The sequence below is a fragment of the Pararhizobium gei genome, assembly GCF_029223885.1.
Classification (GTDB): Bacteria; Pseudomonadota; Alphaproteobacteria; order Rhizobiales; family Rhizobiaceae; genus Pararhizobium; species Pararhizobium gei.
Window position 1 is genome coordinate 3,903,262 of sequence record NZ_CP119409.1, and the last position, 15,034, is coordinate 3,918,295.

Here is a 15,034-nt window from a genome sequence, read left to right on the forward strand (position 1 = left end):
ATCAGGCCCAGACATGACCGATCTTCTTCAAGGTCTTTCCGCCAAAATCCTCAAGTCCCTCGCAAATGTCCAGGCCGCCTGCCATATGGAAGAAGCGGTCTGCATGATAGCTATCCTCAAGGCACCACACCACGAGACCCCGGCAACCCAGCGAGCGCAACAGGCTCCTTGCTTCGCCGAACAGGATGCGGCCAAGTCCGATACCCTGATATTCCGGGCGTAAATAGATCTCGTAGACTTCGCCTTCCTGAGGAAGCGCGCGAGCCCGGTTGAGGCCCAGCGTCGCATAGCCGGCAATCACGCCCGCAACTTCGACGACAAGCAGCGTCGACGGCCCCCGCGTCGCCTTCCGCCACCAGACATGATCGCGCCGGTCGACCATCTGGTTCAAGGGCTTGTGCGGGATGAGGCCGCTATAGGCCTGGAGCCACGAGACACGGTGCACATCCGAAATGGACGTCGCATCTCTCGGTTCGCCGGGCCGCACCTCAATAGACAATGTTTTCATGGCGCAACTCTAAACGCGTGCAATGCAAACAGGAATCCCCGCGCAATGCCTGTTTTTGAGGAACACACAGACAATTGAAGGGGTCGCCAGGAAATTTAACGCAATTTTAACCATCCCGGCAAGTGTCAAACGCTGATGCGCCAAGTGATCAGCGCGTCATGCACAGCCGATATGACTTTTCACTGTTCGGATTGCGACGGAATAGCACACAAAAGTAGCGACCGCGCCGCAAAAGAATGCAGCGCGGTTCGGAACCTTTTTTCAGGTTCTGCGTTTGAAAATGTCTGGTCCAAAATCGCGTCATACTCGCGGTCGGACATTCACCGGGCCTTTGTTCCGGCTCGTGAGAGAAGAAGTAGGGCGTTACGGGTGCCGGTCAAGGTTTCATGGACGGAAATCCCGAAACATCGCCAAGTCATCTGAATGTGGCACCGCCGTGCCCGTATGGAGTAGCCGATGAAGAATCTTTCCGCAGACAGGCGCATGATCAAGATTGCCATGGCGGCTCCCTATCTCGAACGAGATGAAGAACAGGCGCTCGCATTGGCCTGGAAAGACAACCAGGATCAGGAAGCCCGAAACAAGATTGCCATGGCCCATATGCGTCTTGTCATCTCGATGGCGGCGAAATTCCGGAATTTCGGCTTGCCGATGAGCGACCTTGTGCAGGAGGGACATATTGGCCTTCTGGAAGCTGCGGCCCGTTTCGAACCAAGCCGCGAAGTTCGCTTTTCGACCTATGCAAGCTGGTGGATCCGCGCTTCGATGCAGGACTACGTTCTGCGCAACTGGTCGATCGTTCGAGGTGGCACGTCCTCCGCCCAAAAGGCGCTGTTCTTCAACCTGCGCCGGCTGCGTGCAAAGCTAGCCCAGGGCGACCGGCAACTGACGGCGCGTGCCGTCCACGAAGAAATTGCCGTGGCGCTGGGCGTCAGCTTGGCCGACGTGCAGACGATGGATGCTCGTCTTTCGGGGAATGATTCGTCGCTGCAGGCACCCATTTCTTCCTCCGATTCCGACAGCGGCGAGCGGCTCGACCTCTTGGCCTGCAACGCTCCGCTGCCGGACGAGCAGGTTTCCGAGATGATCGACCAGGAGAGGCGCCGGGTCTGGCTTAGTCATGCATTATGCCAGCTTAACGAGCGGGAAATGAAAATCATCCGGGCGCGGCGCCTGTCTGAAGACAGCGCCACACTGGAAGAACTCGGGGCCGACCTTGGTATTTCAAAGGAACGCGTGCGCCAGATCGAAACCCGGGCTTTGGAAAAATTGCGCGTGGCGCTCGTGGCGGAAGCACCGGTGCTGGCAACCCTCGCACATTAATACGGTGTCATAGGTCTCACGGTGGAGAGGGCCAGTCTCTCGGTCCAGGCAAAGCGTTCCTGGCATCGAAGCCCCGCTACTCCGAAATAATCTTAACCCGATCACCAGGGCGAACGCTCGACGTAACCTGCATGCCATTGATCAGGCGGAAAAGATCGAGCTTGCGCTCCGTGCCCATCATCCGTGAGGCGAGTGATGCAAGGCTATCGCGGGCCCCGACCGTGACGACGCGAACACGCAAAGGTTTCAAGGCCGCCGCTTCCTGAGAGGTCATCTTCCGGAAAGATGTTCGCAAGGTCTGCGCGGTCGGCTCAAGGCTTGAAGCTCCCTGCGGCACTGCGGTCAGGAAGCGATAGATCTGGCCGTCGATGCGGATGACCGTAACGTCGAAATCCCAACGCTCTGCCGAAGCCCGGGCGGTTGCCGCCTCAAGGCCGTTGACGGTGATCGGACGGATCGTATCCGGCTTGAGGCCTGTTACCCACCCGCTGCCGATATAGTCCGTCAGGCTGCGGCGTTGCGCGTCGGCGACGCCGTCGAAGCGAATGGCCACCTCTTCCGGTCCTGTCGCCAGCACCGCTTCAGCCTTGTTATCGATCTGAAAACCTGCTGGAATATCGAACCTTATCCCCAAAGTGCCATGCAAGAATGTCTGGCCGCGGACATAGCCTTCCTGCGGACTGTCGCCATAAAGCAAGCCGTCGATGCCGGCCAGATAATAGTCGCGGCCGCGATCGCCCACGGCGCCATCCGCCCCGAAGGCACGGGCATGCCGGCGCGCCAGATCGACGCGTTGCGGTGCGCTTGGATGGCTCGAAAGGAAGTCCAGGCTCTGATCGGAATCGGGATCGACGGAGGAGAACCTTGCATAGGCCGCCATCGAATCGAGGAATCGAGCGGCGGCGTAGGGATCGTACCCGGCCTCGCCGAGCATGCGCACGCCGATGACGTCGGCCTGCAATTCCTGATTTCGCGAGAAAGCCGCCAGACGCAGCTTCCCCCGCGCCAGCGCCTGTTTTCCGGCGATATCGCTGGACAGCACTTCGGAAACGACACGACTGGCAATGACTTCAGCCTCTTCACGCTGCTGACGCTGGATCCCGTGATTGGCGGTGACGTGCGCCATCTCGTGGGAGAGCACAGCGGCCACCTCCGATGCGTCATCGGCAAGGGCAAGAAGTCCGCGCGTGACGTAAAGATATCCCCCCGGCAGAGCAAAGGCGTTGATTGCCGGCGAATTGAGGATGGTGATGCGATAGGACTGGTTGGGATTTTCAGAGACTGCCGTTAAAGCGCCGGTGATGCGGGCAACCAGCCGCTCTGTCTTCTCGTCTTTGTATTCACCGCCATAGCTGGCGACGATCCTTGGGTGCTCGCGAGCTCCTACCTGCGCGCGTGGATCGTTTTTCTGGACTTCTTCGACAATCTGGGGCGTCGCGGAAGGAGCAACGCTCGGCTCATAGGTCTGCTCTATCACGGATTGGCAACCGGAGAGAGCGAGCAGGCCAATGAGCCCGACCACGGCATGCAGGGAATATCCGGGATTTTTCCCCGAATGCCGCAACCCCGTGCCCGTCCCTGTCTTCATGCCTCAGCTCGTTCCAGTCGTTCCGGATCGCAATCGACCAAGCGATCCGCGTGTACAAATTCAGTATTCTTTACAGCCGGGTATGGCGATTGCCCGGCTGTTGCCGCACCGCACACGCTCTACCCTATTCGGGTACATCATGCCTACAGGCCACGACAGAAATACTTGCCTCGTGATATCCGCGCAACGCAACGGTCGCCGGTCCGACGGCCAATCGCCGTCGCATAGGCCAACGTTTAAATTGTGGCAAGCATCGCAGGCGATGCTCATTTTCCAAGAAACCGCGCAACCGCCGGAACATCCGTCCGTTCGAAAAATTGCGCCTTCGGTTGATGCAGGAGAATGCGCCCTTCATCGAGAAAAATAACGCTGTCTGCCAGCATCCGCACATCATCGGGATGATGCGTGACGATGAGAACCGTATTGCCCTCCTGCTGATGCAGGTCGCGCAGCAAACCGGCCATACCCGCCCGCAGGCCAGGATCAAGGGCAGCGAACGGCTCGTCGAGAAGCAGGACCGGCTTGCGCCGGACCAGAGCCCGCGCGATCGCAACTCGCTGGCGCTCACCTCCCGACAGCGTCGGCGGCATCCGGTTGCCGAAGCCTTCCAGTCCGACGCGCATCAGCGAGGCTTCGACCTTCTCGTGCTCCGCCAATCCCAGACGTAAGGAAGGATTGATCCCAAGCCCGATATTGGTGTTCACGTCGAGATGCGAAAAAAGATTGTGTTCCTGGAAAATCACGGACACCGGTCGGGCCGCCGGATCCCGGGAAGCGACGTCTTTTCCAAAAAGCTCGACGGTTCCCGACTGCGGCGTTTCGAAGCCGGCGATGATGTTCAGCAAGGTCGATTTTCCGGAACCGGAAGCGCCGGTCACTGCGACGATCTCACCCTTTGCGACAGCGCAATCGAAAGCAAGCTGCGTTTGCGAGAAAGTGACACGCACGCCGCGCAACCTGATGGCGGTTTCCGTTTCAGAAGGCATGGCCTCTCTCCTGATTGTCCTTTCCCGATGGCGTGCCAGCAATGGTCAGGGCCAGGCAGACGAGACCGAGAAAAAGCGCCAGTCCCGCCGCGTCGGCCGACCGGTAGCTGCCCATGCGGCTGTAGAGCAGCCATGGCAATGTGACCATGTCCTGCGAACCGAAGAGGGCCACCGCCCCGAGATCGCCAAGCGACAATGCGCAAGCAAAGGAGAGGCCGATCAGGAAGGACTTGCGCAAGACAGGGAAATCGATGAAGCGCAGTCTGTTCCAGCCGCCGAGCCCAAGGCTCGCGGCAAGCCGGCCGGTTCGCGCCGCATGGGTCATCATTGCCGGCTCGAGAACCCGATAAACAAAGGGCAGGGCCATAAGCACGTTGATCAGGATGACAAGAAGAGGTGCAAACCGGGCAACATCGCCAAAAGGTCTTAAAAGCAGGAACCAGCCTGCACCAAGCACAACCGGCGGCACCAGCAGAATGAGCGAGGTGGTCATCGAAACACCAAAGGCGAGGCCGCGCTGGAATGCCCGCGGGTTTCGATCCGCCAATCCAAAATGCCGGGCCCGGACCAAAAGGGCCGTGACCGCGATGCACAGCATGCCTGAAATTGCGGCAATGACGGCGCTGGTGAACATGGCCCGGAGCACCAGTGGATCAGTTATCAACGTCCGGAAATCGGCCTGCAGACCGGCGGCTACAACGGCGGCAAGCGGCAAGGCCAGAAACGACACGGCAAGGGCGATGACCGTTCCGTCGGCAAACCTGCCGGCGAGGCCTTTGCCAAGGAAGCGGCGGGTCATCCGCCCGCCGGCCTGTCCTTCCGGCACGCCCGGCAAAAGCCATTGCATGACGATCAGCAGCGTCGCGGCCAGGGCGATCTGCAGCAGCGACAGAGCGATGACGCGCGGCGGATCGAAATCGAACCGCAATGCCTGATAGATCGCCACCTCGATCGTGCTGGCCGCCGGCCCGCCGCCCAACGTCAGCACCAGCGTGAAGCTGGTGGCGCACAGCATGAAGATCAAACCTGCAATGCCGGGCAGAACATTGCGGATGGCGGGCCATTCGATGAAGCGGAAAATCGAAAAGGCGTTCATGCCGAGATTGGCGCTGACCAGCCAGGTTTCGCCGGGAATCCGCTCCAGCCCGCCCAGCATCAACCGCGCGGCCAGAGGCATGTTGAAAAAGACATGGGCGATCAGAATTCCGTGCAGGCCGTAAATACCGATCGGCTGATCGAGCCCGAGAAAAAGCAAGCCGTCGTTGACAAGTCCCTGGCGCCCCCAGATGCCGATAAGCCCGAGCGCGCCCACCAAAGCCGGCAGACCGAGCGGCAGCGCCAGCATCCGGACGATCCAGATCCGGCCGCGAAAAGACGGTCGCCTTGCCAGGGCGCGGGCGACGGGAATAGCCAGAGCAACGGACAAAAGCGTCGACAGAACGGCCTGAAGCAGCGTGAAACGCGTGACGCGCCAGACATAGGCGTCGAAAATCGCCGGCCGAATGGCAGCGCCCGGTTCCTCGAAGAGGAAAAGCGCTGCGGCGGCAAGGCCGACGAACAGCGCAATGCCGCCGAGGCAAGCTGCCCCGGCGGCCAAGGTCAGATGTTTTTCATGACCGCTTTCCAAGACAGACTCAGTTTCCGCTCATGCCGGCCAGCCATTCGTCGATCCAGGCCTTGCGGCTGGCCGCGACCTCGTCGGAGGGAATGAGCAGGGTCTTTTCCGGATTGACCAGCCTGCCGAAGGCATCCGGCAGCGGCTCGGCGGTGGCACCGACCGGCATCATCCAGTTGGTCGTCGGAATGATCGACTGAAAATCCGATCCGGTGACAAAGGCGAGAAATGCCCTGGCCAGGGCCGGATCGCTGGCGTTCTTCGTCATGCCGGCCACCTCGATCTGAATGTAATGTCCCTCGGCAAAGGCGGCAGCCTGATATCGCTCCGTGTTTTCCGCTACCATGTGATAGGCGGGCGAAGTGGTATAGGACAGCACCATGGGCGCCTCGCCCTTGGTGAACAGGCCATAGGCTTCCGACCAGCCCGGCGTTACGGTCAGGACGCGGTCCTTGAGCTTCGCCCAGGCAGCACCGGCCTGATCGCCGTAGACCGACTTTACCCACAGCAACAGGCCGAGCCCCGGCGTCGAGGTGCGCGGATCCTCGATGACGATCTTCTGCGACGGATCGCCGTCAATCAGTTCCTTCAGGCTCTTCGGTGGCTCCTTCATCACCTGCGTATCGTAGATGACGGCAAAGTGGCCGTAATCATAGGGAACGAAGACGTCGTCCGAGAAACCTCCGGGTACCTTGAGGCCGGAGAGATCGACGCCATGCGGCACAAAATACCCCGTTGCCTTGGCCTCCGAGATAAGGTTGGTATCGAGACCGAGAACGACATCCGCCTTCGAATTGGCGCCTTCGAGCTTCAGCCGCGTCAAAAGCTCGACGCCATCGGCGACGCTGACATAGGCAACCTTGCACTCGCAGGTCTTCTCGAACGCCGCCGCAACCTTACCTCCAGGTCCCCACTCGCTGGTGAAACTTTCATAGGTGTAGACCGTAAGCGTCTTTTCGGCCGCCATCGCAAAATGGGGCAGGATCGATGCGGCCAGGGCCGCGATATAGGATAGGGTTCTGTTGCGCATCAGCGCCTCCTCATGATCCAAAAAATGGGAATAGGGCGCTGGAATGTGCCGTCTAATCCCTCCGCCGGTACAAGCCGGATCAGGTTCCGCGGGTTGGCCGGTCAAGGCCTCTCAGCCGAACATCCGCAAAGACATTCGGCACCCCGTTAGAGCAGGAAAAGCTTTAGCCGCAGGCCTTGTGCTTGGCAAGGGGCGCCGTCTACGTCATCCAGCCTTCGCTGACGGCAGGCGGATGGAGCGAATCGCAGCGGCGGCGATGAGACCAATTCCTGCAATGCCCGCTGCCGTCATGAACAGCGGATGGAAGGCCAGCGTATAGATCTCGGCAACGGCTTGGCGAGTGGCCGCGGGCATGGCCGACAGCAGGAGCGGCGTCAGCGTCTCGATATCGCCCACACCGGGAATCGCCCCGACGGCGCGCGGCAGTGCGGCAGCAATGATCGCTCCGTAGATCGAAATGGCGATGGATGCACCCGCCATCCGCGACAGCGTTACCGCCCCGGTCGCCGCGCCGACATCCCCGCGCGCCACCATGTTCTGCACTCCGATGATCGGAACCTGCTGGCCAAGACCGATACCGACACCATGGAATGCCATGAGAGCGCAGATCAGAACGAGCGGCGTACCGGGTTGGATTTGTGTGAAAGCCAGAAGCGCTGTGACCGCAAAACCGGCACTGGCCAGCGAAAAAATCTTGATCCGGCCGGTTCTCGAAATCAACCGGCCTGCAGTGAGCGAACCGCAGACAATGCCGCCTGTGAGCATGATGAACAGCAGACCGGCCGAGGATGGCGAAAGCCCGGTGGTGTTCTGCAGGAAGAGCGCGAAATAATTGATCATGCCAATGCCAACCGCACCGCTCGTCAGCGAAATCAGGAGAAAAAGACTGAAAGATCGGTTTGCAAACAGCGACATCGGCACGATGGGTTCCGGTGCTCGACGCTCGACCCAAACCCAGGCGACTGCGCAGGCCAGACCACCTGCCAGGACTGAAAGACTGCCGGCGGAAACTAGCGAGCCGAACAGCTCGGACCCGTCAGCAACAAGCACGACGCTGGTAATAGCCCCGGCGAGAAGCAGAGCGCCCGCATAATCGATCTTCGGCTGACGGGTCGGCCGGCGGTAGGGCAGGAAGACCAACAGCCCTGTCAGCACGATAGCACCGACCGGAATATTGATGAGAAAGATCGACCGCCATCCGAAGAGGTCGCTCATCGTCCCGCCGAGCACCGGTCCGATGGCGCCGGACGCCATCAACATCAGGCTGGAATAACTCTGATAGCGCGCCCGCTCCCGAGGTTCGAACAGATCCGCCGTCACGGCGAAAATAGAGACCATGATACCGCCGCCGCCGAGACCTTGGAGCACGCGGGCGGCGATCAGCGTATTCATGGAAACAGCCAGTCCGCAGGCGATCGAACCGAGCGTGAAGATCATCACCGCCGCGATCATCACATATTTTCGGCCGAAGAGATCGCCGAGCTTGCCATAGACCGGCATCACCGCGCAGGTGGCGAGCAGATAGGCAGAGCCGATCCAGCCAAAACGCTCCATCTGACCGAACTCACCGACGATCGTGGGCAGTGCCGTCGAAACGATCTGGTGATCCAGCGTCGCCATGAACAGCGCGGCCATCAGGAAGCAGAAGAGAGTGAGACGAAGCCGCTTGTTTTCGACAAGCGGACCGGGGAATGTTTGCATGTCCATCGGAGCATTCCTGTTGTTTTGCCTATTAATGTGCTAATAGCATATATATGTCAATAGCACATTTATGCGAATGACATAACCCGCCTTTATGGCGGCGAAAGCGTTTGCTATTGTGCGGGTATGGAAAAGACCCACTCGCATGTCGAACCAGCGACCGGACCGGACGATCGGGAAGCACAGCGCGCCCTGATCGGACGATCCATGGGACGCTGGCGTATCCTGATCGGACGCCGCGTCATGGCCCGCATGGCCATCAGCAACATCGCGCCCGACCTGGAAATCACCCATCTCGACGTGCTCGACGCCGTAAGGCGGGCGGCGCCCGACGGGGAAGTCACCGTCGGCACGATCGCCGAACTGATGCGGGTCGATCCCTCCCGGGCAAGCCGCATCGTTTCCGACATGGTGGCGCGCGGCGCGCTCAGGCGCGAGGCCTCGCAGGCCGACGCAAGACGCATCGTCGTGGTCATGACCGATCTCGGACAAAAGCTCGTTGCCGAGGTGCAGGCCGTCAAACGCGGCGTGATCGAAGCCATTTTGAGCGACTGGCCGGAAGAGGACGTGGCGGATTTCGCCCGCCTGTTCGATCGTTTCGTCGGCGGCTTCGAACAGATTTACGCGACCCGGCAGAACGAAGACCGCGGCTGACCAGACGCTAGCCGGCAGACGCGCGATTGCGGCCCTGCCGCTAATCCGCCGGCAACCCCTTCCCCAATCGCCCCTGTTCGCGCTATGGCCTTGCGCCATGGACAATCAGGCTTTCATAATCTTGATGGGCGGGACGTTGACGCCCACGGACCGGCTTTTGAGCCATCTGGAGAACGCACGCGTGATTTCCGCAGATGGCGGCATGCGCCACGCGAAGGGTCTGGGTCTGACGCCGGAAATGTGGGTTGGCGATTTCGATTCGACGCCTGAGGCCTTGATCGCCGAGTGGCCGGATGTCCCCCGCCAGCCCTACCCTACGGCAAAGAACGAGACGGACGGCGAAATCGCAACCGCCGAAGCGCTTGGCCGCGGCGCCAAACGGCTGGTCCTCGCCGGCGCGCTCGGCGGAGAACGCAGCGACCATGCCTTCATGCATTTGCTTTATGCCGCAAGTCTTGCCGAACGCGGCATCGACGTGCTGCTGACGTCGGGGGAGGAAGAGGCCTATCCGCTCCTTCCCGGAAGCAGGACCATCGATCTGCCGGAAGGAAGCCTGTTTTCCGTTCTCGGCCTGGATACGCTGACCGGCCTGTCGATCGAGGGCGCCCGCTATCCGCTGACGGATTTCCATTTGCCCTTCGGATCGTCCCGCACGGTATCGAACGTTGCCGAAGGCACGGTCCGCTTCACCCTTTCATCCGGCCGGGCGATTATTCTTGCCCGCCCTTACGACCTTACGGGAGCCTGACATGGCGCCGCCAATCCTGAAACTCGACGATATCTTCCTGTCCTTCGGCGGCACGCCGTTGCTCGCCGGCGCCAATCTGCAGCTGGAGGCGGGCGACCGCGTCTGCCTGGTCGGGCGCAACGGCTCCGGCAAATCGACGCTTCTGAAGATCGCCGCCGGCCTTGTGGAGCCGCAGACCGGCGAGGTCTTCCGGCATCCCGGCTCCACCCTGCGCTATCTGGAACAGGCCCCGGACTTCGGCAGCTATACCACGGTTCAGGCCTATGCCGAGGCGGGGCTTGGGCCGGGTGACGACCCCTATCGCGTCGCCTACCTGCTCTCCCATCTCGGCCTTACCGGAGAAGAAAACCCGAATGATCTCTCCGGCGGCGAAGCGCGCCGCGCCGCCCTCGCCCGCGTCATGGCGCCGGAACCGGATATTCTTCTTCTCGACGAGCCGACGAACCATCTCGACCTGCCGACGATCGAATGGCTGGAAGGCGAACTGCAGAAGACCCGCAGCGCACTCGTTCTCATCTCCCATGACAGACGCTTCCTCGAAAAGGTCTCGACCGCTACCGTTTGGCTTGATCGTGGCCTCTCGCGCCGCCTCAGCCAGGGCTTTTCCCATTTTGAAGCCTGGCGTGACAAGGTGTTGGAGGAGGAGGAACTGGAACAGCACAAGCTCGGCAAATCCATCGAACGCGAGGAACACTGGCTGCGCTATGGCGTCACCGCGCGGCGCAAGCGCAACATGCGGCGCCTCGGCGCATTGCAGGATCTGCGCTCGCAATATCGCGGCCACAAAGGCCCGCAGGGCTCGGTGCAGGCGACCGTCAGCGACGCACAGGAATCGGGCAAGCTCGTCATCGAGGCCGAAAAGATCACCAAGGCCTATGGCGACCGCACCATCGTCGCCCCCTACTCGATGCGGGTGCACCGCGGCGATTGCATCGGCCTCGTCGGCCCGAATGGCGCCGGCAAGACGACGCTCTTGAAGATGCTCACGGGCCAGCTCGCCCCCGATTCCGGCATTGTAAAACTCGGCACCAATCTCGAAATCGCCACGCTGGACCAGAAGCGCGAAGACCTGAACCTCAACGACACTTTGGCGCACTATCTGACGGACGGGCGCGGCGACAGCCTGCTGGTCAACGGCGAGCAGCGCCACGTCACCGGTTATATGAAGGAATTCCTGTTCCAGCCGGAACAGGCCCGCACGCCGATCAAAAACCTGTCGGGCGGCGAACGCGCCCGCCTGATCCTCGCCCGGATCCTGTCGCGACCGACCAATCTCCTGATCCTCGACGAGCCGACAAACGATCTCGATATCGAAACGCTCGACCTGTTGCAGGAAATCGTTGCCGGCTTTTCCGGCACGGTCATCCTCGTCTCCCATGACCGCGACTTTCTCGACCGCACCGTCACCTCGACCATTGCCCCCGCCGTTCCGGAGGCACCGGATGGACGCTGGATCGAATATGCCGGCGGTTATTCCGACATGATGACGCAGCGCAAGGGCGCACAGGACGAGAAAAAACGGGCCGACAAGGCGGAAAAAGCCAAATCCAACGAGACCGGCGGTTCGGCCACGCTCCGGCCTGCCAAGGGCAAACTCTCCTTCAAGCAAAAATTTGCGCTCGAAAATCTACCGAAGGAGATGGAAAAGGCGCAAGCCGAAATCACCAGGCGCGAGACGGAAATGGCCAGTCCGACCCTGTTCTCGAAAAATCCGGCCCGCTTTTCAACGCTCGCAGCCGAACTTGAAACATTGCGCAAGACGGTCGCGACCATGGAAGAGGAATGGATGGAACTGGAAATGCTGCGGGAGGAACTGGAAGGCTGACATACGGTCGCGGCTCACCTCTGATGCCCGCGCGACTTCATCCCGTCACACGCACCCACGTGCCTCGCCGCATGGCTTTCAGCAGCCGCTGCATCGCGGGCAGGCTGACGGCGATGCAGCCTTCGGTTGGCGCGTAGCCGGGTTTGGCAAGATGGAAGAAGATGGCCGAACCGCCATTGCGTCTGCGGGATCGAAAGTTCCAGTCCATAACGAGGCAGATATCGTAGAGATCGTCCTCGCGCCGCATTTTTTCGTGGCTGGGACGGAAAGGGCCACGGACCGGACGGTTATAGCTGGCATTGCCGGGCGCATCGCACCAGAGCAGATCTTTCGGTGTGACGCGCAGCGGCAGAGCGCTCGGCGGCGGCGTGATCCGGTCTCCCCTGACATAGCCGCCAACGAGGCGCATGGCGGCAATCGGCGTTGCACCATCGCCCTCTCGCTTGCGTGACGTCATGCCGCTGCGACCGATCGCGGCTTCCTCGGTGCGGCCAAAACAGGTAACCAGAGCCCGGCAGGGATGCCCCGGTTTTCGACGAACCAGAATGGCAGATGCGGAATTCGAAGGCTTGAAAGGCTTGCGTCGCATTTTACTCACAGTTTTTTGCGTTGTCCGTGAACTGAAACCGCACCATAGCACTACACAATATGTAACAAACGGGTGAAGCTCCATTGCTTGTTCAGGCAGTTGACGACGGTGGTTTCAATTCGCAAGCCCGGAGGGATCCTTAACATGTCGGCCCGTACCATTCTTCTCGTCGATGACGACAACGACCTGCGCGAAACGTTAACGGAGCAGCTTTCGCTCTACGAGGAATTTTCCATTCTTCAGGAGCCGACGGCCGCCAAGGGCATCCAGACCGCCCGCAGCCAGCAGATCGCTCTCCTCGTGATGGATGTCGGCCTTCCCGACATGGACGGCCGCGAGGCGGTCAAGCTGCTGCGCAAGGGCGGCTTCAAGTCGCCCATCATCATGCTGACCGGGCACGACACCGATTCTGACACGATCCTCGGTCTTGAAGCCGGGGCCAACGACTATGTGACAAAGCCCTTCCGATTTGCCGTCCTGCTTGCCCGCATCCGGGCGCAGCTTCGCCAGCACGAACAAAGCGAGGACGCGACGTTCACTGTCGGCCCCTATACCTTCAAGCCGGGACAGAAGCTTCTGACCCTCGACAACGGCCAGAAGATCCGCCTCACCGAAAAAGAAGCAGCGATCATCCGCTATCTCTACCGGGCCGACCAGAAGGTGGTGACCCGCGACATTCTGCTGGAGGAGGTCTGGGGCTATAATTCGGGCGTCACGACGCACACGCTGGAAACCCATGTCTACCGCCTGCGCCAGAAAATAGAGCGGGACCCTTCCAATGCGGAGATTTTGGTGACAGAGAATGGCGGGTACAAGATCGTTCCCTGAAGGGAGCGCCCTGATCGTTTTGAGGTAGTTCCTTGTCGCTGAATGACGACATCGCCCTTCTGTCCCTCGTGCCGCTGTTTGCGGATATCGATGACGACAAACTGCGGCTGATTGCCTTTGGTGCGGAGCGGCGCAGGCTCAACAAGGGTCAGCAGCTCTTTCGCGAGGGAGCACCGGCCGATTGCGCTTTTGCGGTCGCCGGCGGCTCTATCGTGCTGACACGAAATCTGTCGGATGGCGGCATTGAGGTCATCGACACGGTGGGACGGGGAACGCTGCTTTCGGAGCTGGCGATGATCTCCTTCGTCGAGCGCAAATTTACAGCGACTGCCGAAGAAGACAGTGAGGTCATCCGCGTCAACCGGCCGCTGTTTCGCCGGATGATGGAGGAATATCCCGAAGTTGCCGTTATCGTCGAAGCGCGCATCAAGACCAATCTGCAGACCATGATCCGCGACATGCAAAAGCTGGCGCCGCGCTTCGGATAACGTTTCCTGGGAGAGACAGTGCGTTTCGGGCGGCGCTGACCTGCGGCCGGCTTTTGCTCTTTCCTGCGGTGCGCTTCATCCCCATCTGTCCGGCAGTGCTTTACGACTATCAGGAACGAGACAATGAAGAACATCGGCTTCCTTTCCTTCGGCCACTGGAACCCTTCGCCGCAATCACAGACCCGTTCGGCAGGCGATACGCTTCTTCAGTCGATCGATCTGGCGGTCGCTGCCGAAGAACTCGGCGCTGATGGCGCCTATTTCCGCGTCCATCATTTTGCCCGCCAGCTTGCCTCGCCTTTCCCCCTTCTGGCTGCCGTTGGCGCCCGCACGAAAAAGATCGAGATCGGCACGGCTGTGATCGACATGCGCTATGAAAATCCGTTCTACATGGCGGAGGACGCGGGCAGCGCCGATCTCATATCGAACGGGCGTCTCCAGCTCGGGATCAGCCGCGGCTCGCCTGAACAGGTGATCGATGGCTGGCGCCATTTCGGGTTTGCGCCGCAGGACGGCCAGACGGATGCCGACATGGGCCGCCAGCATGCCGAGGTCCTGCTCGATCTCCTGAAAGGCGAGGGCTTCGCCCGGCCGAACCCCCGCCCGATGTTTCCGAACCCGCCGGGCCTGCTACGCCTCGAGCCATATTCGGAAGGACTGCGCGACCGCATCTGGTGGGGCGCCAGCTCCAATGCCACGGCGATATGGGCGGCGAAGCTTGGGATGAACCTGCAGAGCTCGACGCTGAAGAACGACGAAACCGGCGAACCCTTCCACGTCCAGCAGGCGGCACAGATCCGTGCCTACAAAGACGCATGGAAAGAAGCCGGCCATCCGCGCGCGCCCAGGGTTTCCGTCAGCCGCAGCATCTTCGCCCTGGTCGATCATCGCGATCGGGCCTTTTTCGGAACCGGCGGCAAGGAACAGGACAAGGTCGGCTACATCGACGACAATACCAGGGCGATTTTCGGCCGGTCCTATGCCGCCGAGCCCGATATTCTGATCGACCAACTGGCCGAGGACGAGGCGATCAAGGAAGCGGACACGCTTTTGCTGACGGTGCCCAATCAGCTCGGGGTCGATTATAACGCCCATGTGATCGAAGCGATCCTGACGCATGTCGCACCGGCACTCGGCTGGCGATAGGAGGC

14 protein-coding genes and 1 riboswitch are annotated in these 15,034 nt (G+C 60.8%); of the genes, 7 read left to right on the forward strand and 7 right to left on the reverse strand.

Annotated elements, in window-relative coordinates; translation table 11 throughout:
• Nucleotide 1 precedes the first annotated feature (1 nt).
• Nucleotides 2–508, reverse strand: a complete 507-nt coding sequence (locus PY308_RS18910) for a GNAT family N-acetyltransferase (protein WP_275785637.1) — start codon at nt 506–508, stop codon at nt 2–4.
• Nucleotides 509–964: 456 nt separating this feature from the next.
• On the opposite strand from PY308_RS18910, the gene PY308_RS18915 reads away from it, so the two are divergent.
• Nucleotides 965–1,831 (forward strand): RNA polymerase factor sigma-32, encoded by an 867-nt coding sequence (locus tag PY308_RS18915; protein ID WP_275785639.1) that lies wholly within the window; start codon nt 965–967, stop codon nt 1,829–1,831.
• Nucleotides 1,832–1,907: 76 nt separating this feature from the next.
• Here PY308_RS18915 and PY308_RS18920 read toward each other — a convergent pair whose 3' ends face one another.
• From PY308_RS18920 to PY308_RS18940, 5 genes are all read right to left on the reverse strand, one after another.
• Nucleotides 1,908–3,419, reverse strand: a complete 1,512-nt coding sequence (locus PY308_RS18920) for a M48 family metalloprotease (protein WP_275785642.1) — start codon at nt 3,417–3,419, stop codon at nt 1,908–1,910.
• A 266-nt stretch (nt 3,420–3,685) separates the two neighbouring features.
• Nucleotides 3,686–4,405: a thiamine ABC transporter ATP-binding protein gene (gene thiQ, locus PY308_RS18925; protein WP_275785645.1), complete on the reverse strand. Its 720-nt coding sequence runs from the start codon at nt 4,403–4,405 to the stop codon at nt 3,686–3,688.
• Complete coding sequence (thiP, locus tag PY308_RS18930; RefSeq protein WP_275791200.1) at nt 4,395–6,008, reverse strand: thiamine/thiamine pyrophosphate ABC transporter permease ThiP; 1,614 nt, start codon at nt 6,006–6,008, stop codon at nt 4,395–4,397. Before thiP ends, thiQ begins: the two co-directional genes overlap by 11 nt.
• 31 nt (nt 6,009–6,039) lie before the next feature.
• Nucleotides 6,040–7,050, reverse strand: coding sequence for a thiamine ABC transporter substrate binding subunit (gene thiB / locus PY308_RS18935; RefSeq protein ID WP_275785648.1), 1,011 nt, complete (start codon nt 7,048–7,050; stop codon nt 6,040–6,042).
• 39 nt (nt 7,051–7,089) lie between these two features.
• A riboswitch (TPP riboswitch) is annotated at nt 7,090–7,206 on the reverse strand.
• Between the two features lie 48 nt (nt 7,207–7,254).
• On the reverse strand, nt 7,255–8,757 hold the full coding sequence (locus PY308_RS18940) for an MDR family MFS transporter (RefSeq protein ID WP_275785650.1): 1,503 nt from the start codon (nt 8,755–8,757) through the stop codon (nt 7,255–7,257).
• A 120-nt stretch (nt 8,758–8,877) separates the two neighbouring features.
• Here PY308_RS18940 and PY308_RS18945 point away from each other — a divergent pair, with 120 nt between their 5' ends.
• From PY308_RS18945 to PY308_RS18955, 3 genes are all read left to right on the forward strand, one after another.
• Nucleotides 8,878–9,405, forward strand: coding sequence for a MarR family winged helix-turn-helix transcriptional regulator (locus PY308_RS18945; protein ID WP_275785652.1), 528 nt, complete (start codon nt 8,878–8,880; stop codon nt 9,403–9,405).
• 97 nt (nt 9,406–9,502) lie between these two features.
• Nucleotides 9,503–10,153 (forward strand): thiamine diphosphokinase, encoded by a 651-nt coding sequence (locus PY308_RS18950; protein ID WP_275785654.1) that lies wholly within the window; start codon nt 9,503–9,505, stop codon nt 10,151–10,153.
• Between the two features lies 1 nt (nt 10,154).
• Nucleotides 10,155–11,978: an ABC-F family ATP-binding cassette domain-containing protein gene (locus tag PY308_RS18955; protein WP_275785658.1), complete on the forward strand. Its 1,824-nt coding sequence runs from the start codon at nt 10,155–10,157 to the stop codon at nt 11,976–11,978.
• Between the two features lie 37 nt (nt 11,979–12,015).
• Here PY308_RS18955 and PY308_RS18960 read toward each other — a convergent pair whose 3' ends face one another.
• Nucleotides 12,016–12,567 (reverse strand): L,D-transpeptidase family protein, encoded by a 552-nt coding sequence (locus PY308_RS18960; protein ID WP_275785660.1) that lies wholly within the window; start codon nt 12,565–12,567, stop codon nt 12,016–12,018.
• A gap of 144 nt (nt 12,568–12,711) precedes the next feature.
• Between PY308_RS18960 and PY308_RS18965 the strand changes: the two genes are divergently transcribed.
• The 3 genes from PY308_RS18965 (at nt 12,712) to PY308_RS18975 (ending at nt 15,029) form a co-directional block, all read left to right on the forward strand.
• Nucleotides 12,712–13,395: a response regulator transcription factor gene (locus tag PY308_RS18965; protein WP_275785663.1), complete on the forward strand. Its 684-nt coding sequence runs from the start codon at nt 12,712–12,714 to the stop codon at nt 13,393–13,395.
• 32 nt (nt 13,396–13,427) lie between these two features.
• On the forward strand, nt 13,428–13,883 hold the full coding sequence (locus PY308_RS18970; RefSeq protein WP_275785666.1) for a cyclic nucleotide-binding domain-containing protein: 456 nt from the start codon (nt 13,428–13,430) through the stop codon (nt 13,881–13,883).
• 123 nt (nt 13,884–14,006) lie between these two features.
• On the forward strand, nt 14,007–15,029 hold the full coding sequence (locus tag PY308_RS18975; RefSeq protein WP_275785668.1) for an LLM class flavin-dependent oxidoreductase: 1,023 nt from the start codon (nt 14,007–14,009) through the stop codon (nt 15,027–15,029).
• Nucleotides 15,030–15,034 lie beyond the last annotated feature (5 nt).

What these genes read in the sequence shown, in the direction of transcription:
- PY308_RS18910 (WP_275785637.1), bottom strand. Translation starts at nt 508, where the DNA reads ATGAAAACATTGTCTATTGAGGTGCGGCCCGGCGAACCGAGAGATGCG.
- PY308_RS18915 (WP_275785639.1), top strand. Translation starts at nt 965, where the DNA reads ATGAAGAATCTTTCCGCAGACAGGCGCATGATCAAGATTGCCATGGCG.
- PY308_RS18920 (WP_275785642.1), bottom strand. Translation starts at nt 3,419, where the DNA reads ATGAAGACAGGGACGGGCACGGGGTTGCGGCATTCGGGGAAAAATCCC.
- thiQ (WP_275785645.1), bottom strand. Translation starts at nt 4,405, where the DNA reads ATGCCTTCTGAAACGGAAACCGCCATCAGGTTGCGCGGCGTGCGTGTC.
- thiB (WP_275785648.1), bottom strand. Translation starts at nt 7,050, where the DNA reads ATGCGCAACAGAACCCTATCCTATATCGCGGCCCTGGCCGCATCGATC.
- PY308_RS18940 (WP_275785650.1), bottom strand. Translation starts at nt 8,757, where the DNA reads ATGGACATGCAAACATTCCCCGGTCCGCTTGTCGAAAACAAGCGGCTT.
- PY308_RS18945 (WP_275785652.1), top strand. Translation starts at nt 8,878, where the DNA reads ATGGAAAAGACCCACTCGCATGTCGAACCAGCGACCGGACCGGACGAT.
- PY308_RS18950 (WP_275785654.1), top strand. Translation starts at nt 9,503, where the DNA reads ATGGACAATCAGGCTTTCATAATCTTGATGGGCGGGACGTTGACGCCC.
- PY308_RS18955 (WP_275785658.1), top strand. Translation starts at nt 10,155, where the DNA reads ATGGCGCCGCCAATCCTGAAACTCGACGATATCTTCCTGTCCTTCGGC.
- PY308_RS18960 (WP_275785660.1), bottom strand. Translation starts at nt 12,567, where the DNA reads ATGCGACGCAAGCCTTTCAAGCCTTCGAATTCCGCATCTGCCATTCTG.
- PY308_RS18965 (WP_275785663.1), top strand. Translation starts at nt 12,712, where the DNA reads ATGTCGGCCCGTACCATTCTTCTCGTCGATGACGACAACGACCTGCGC.
- PY308_RS18975 (WP_275785668.1), top strand. Translation starts at nt 14,007, where the DNA reads ATGAAGAACATCGGCTTCCTTTCCTTCGGCCACTGGAACCCTTCGCCG.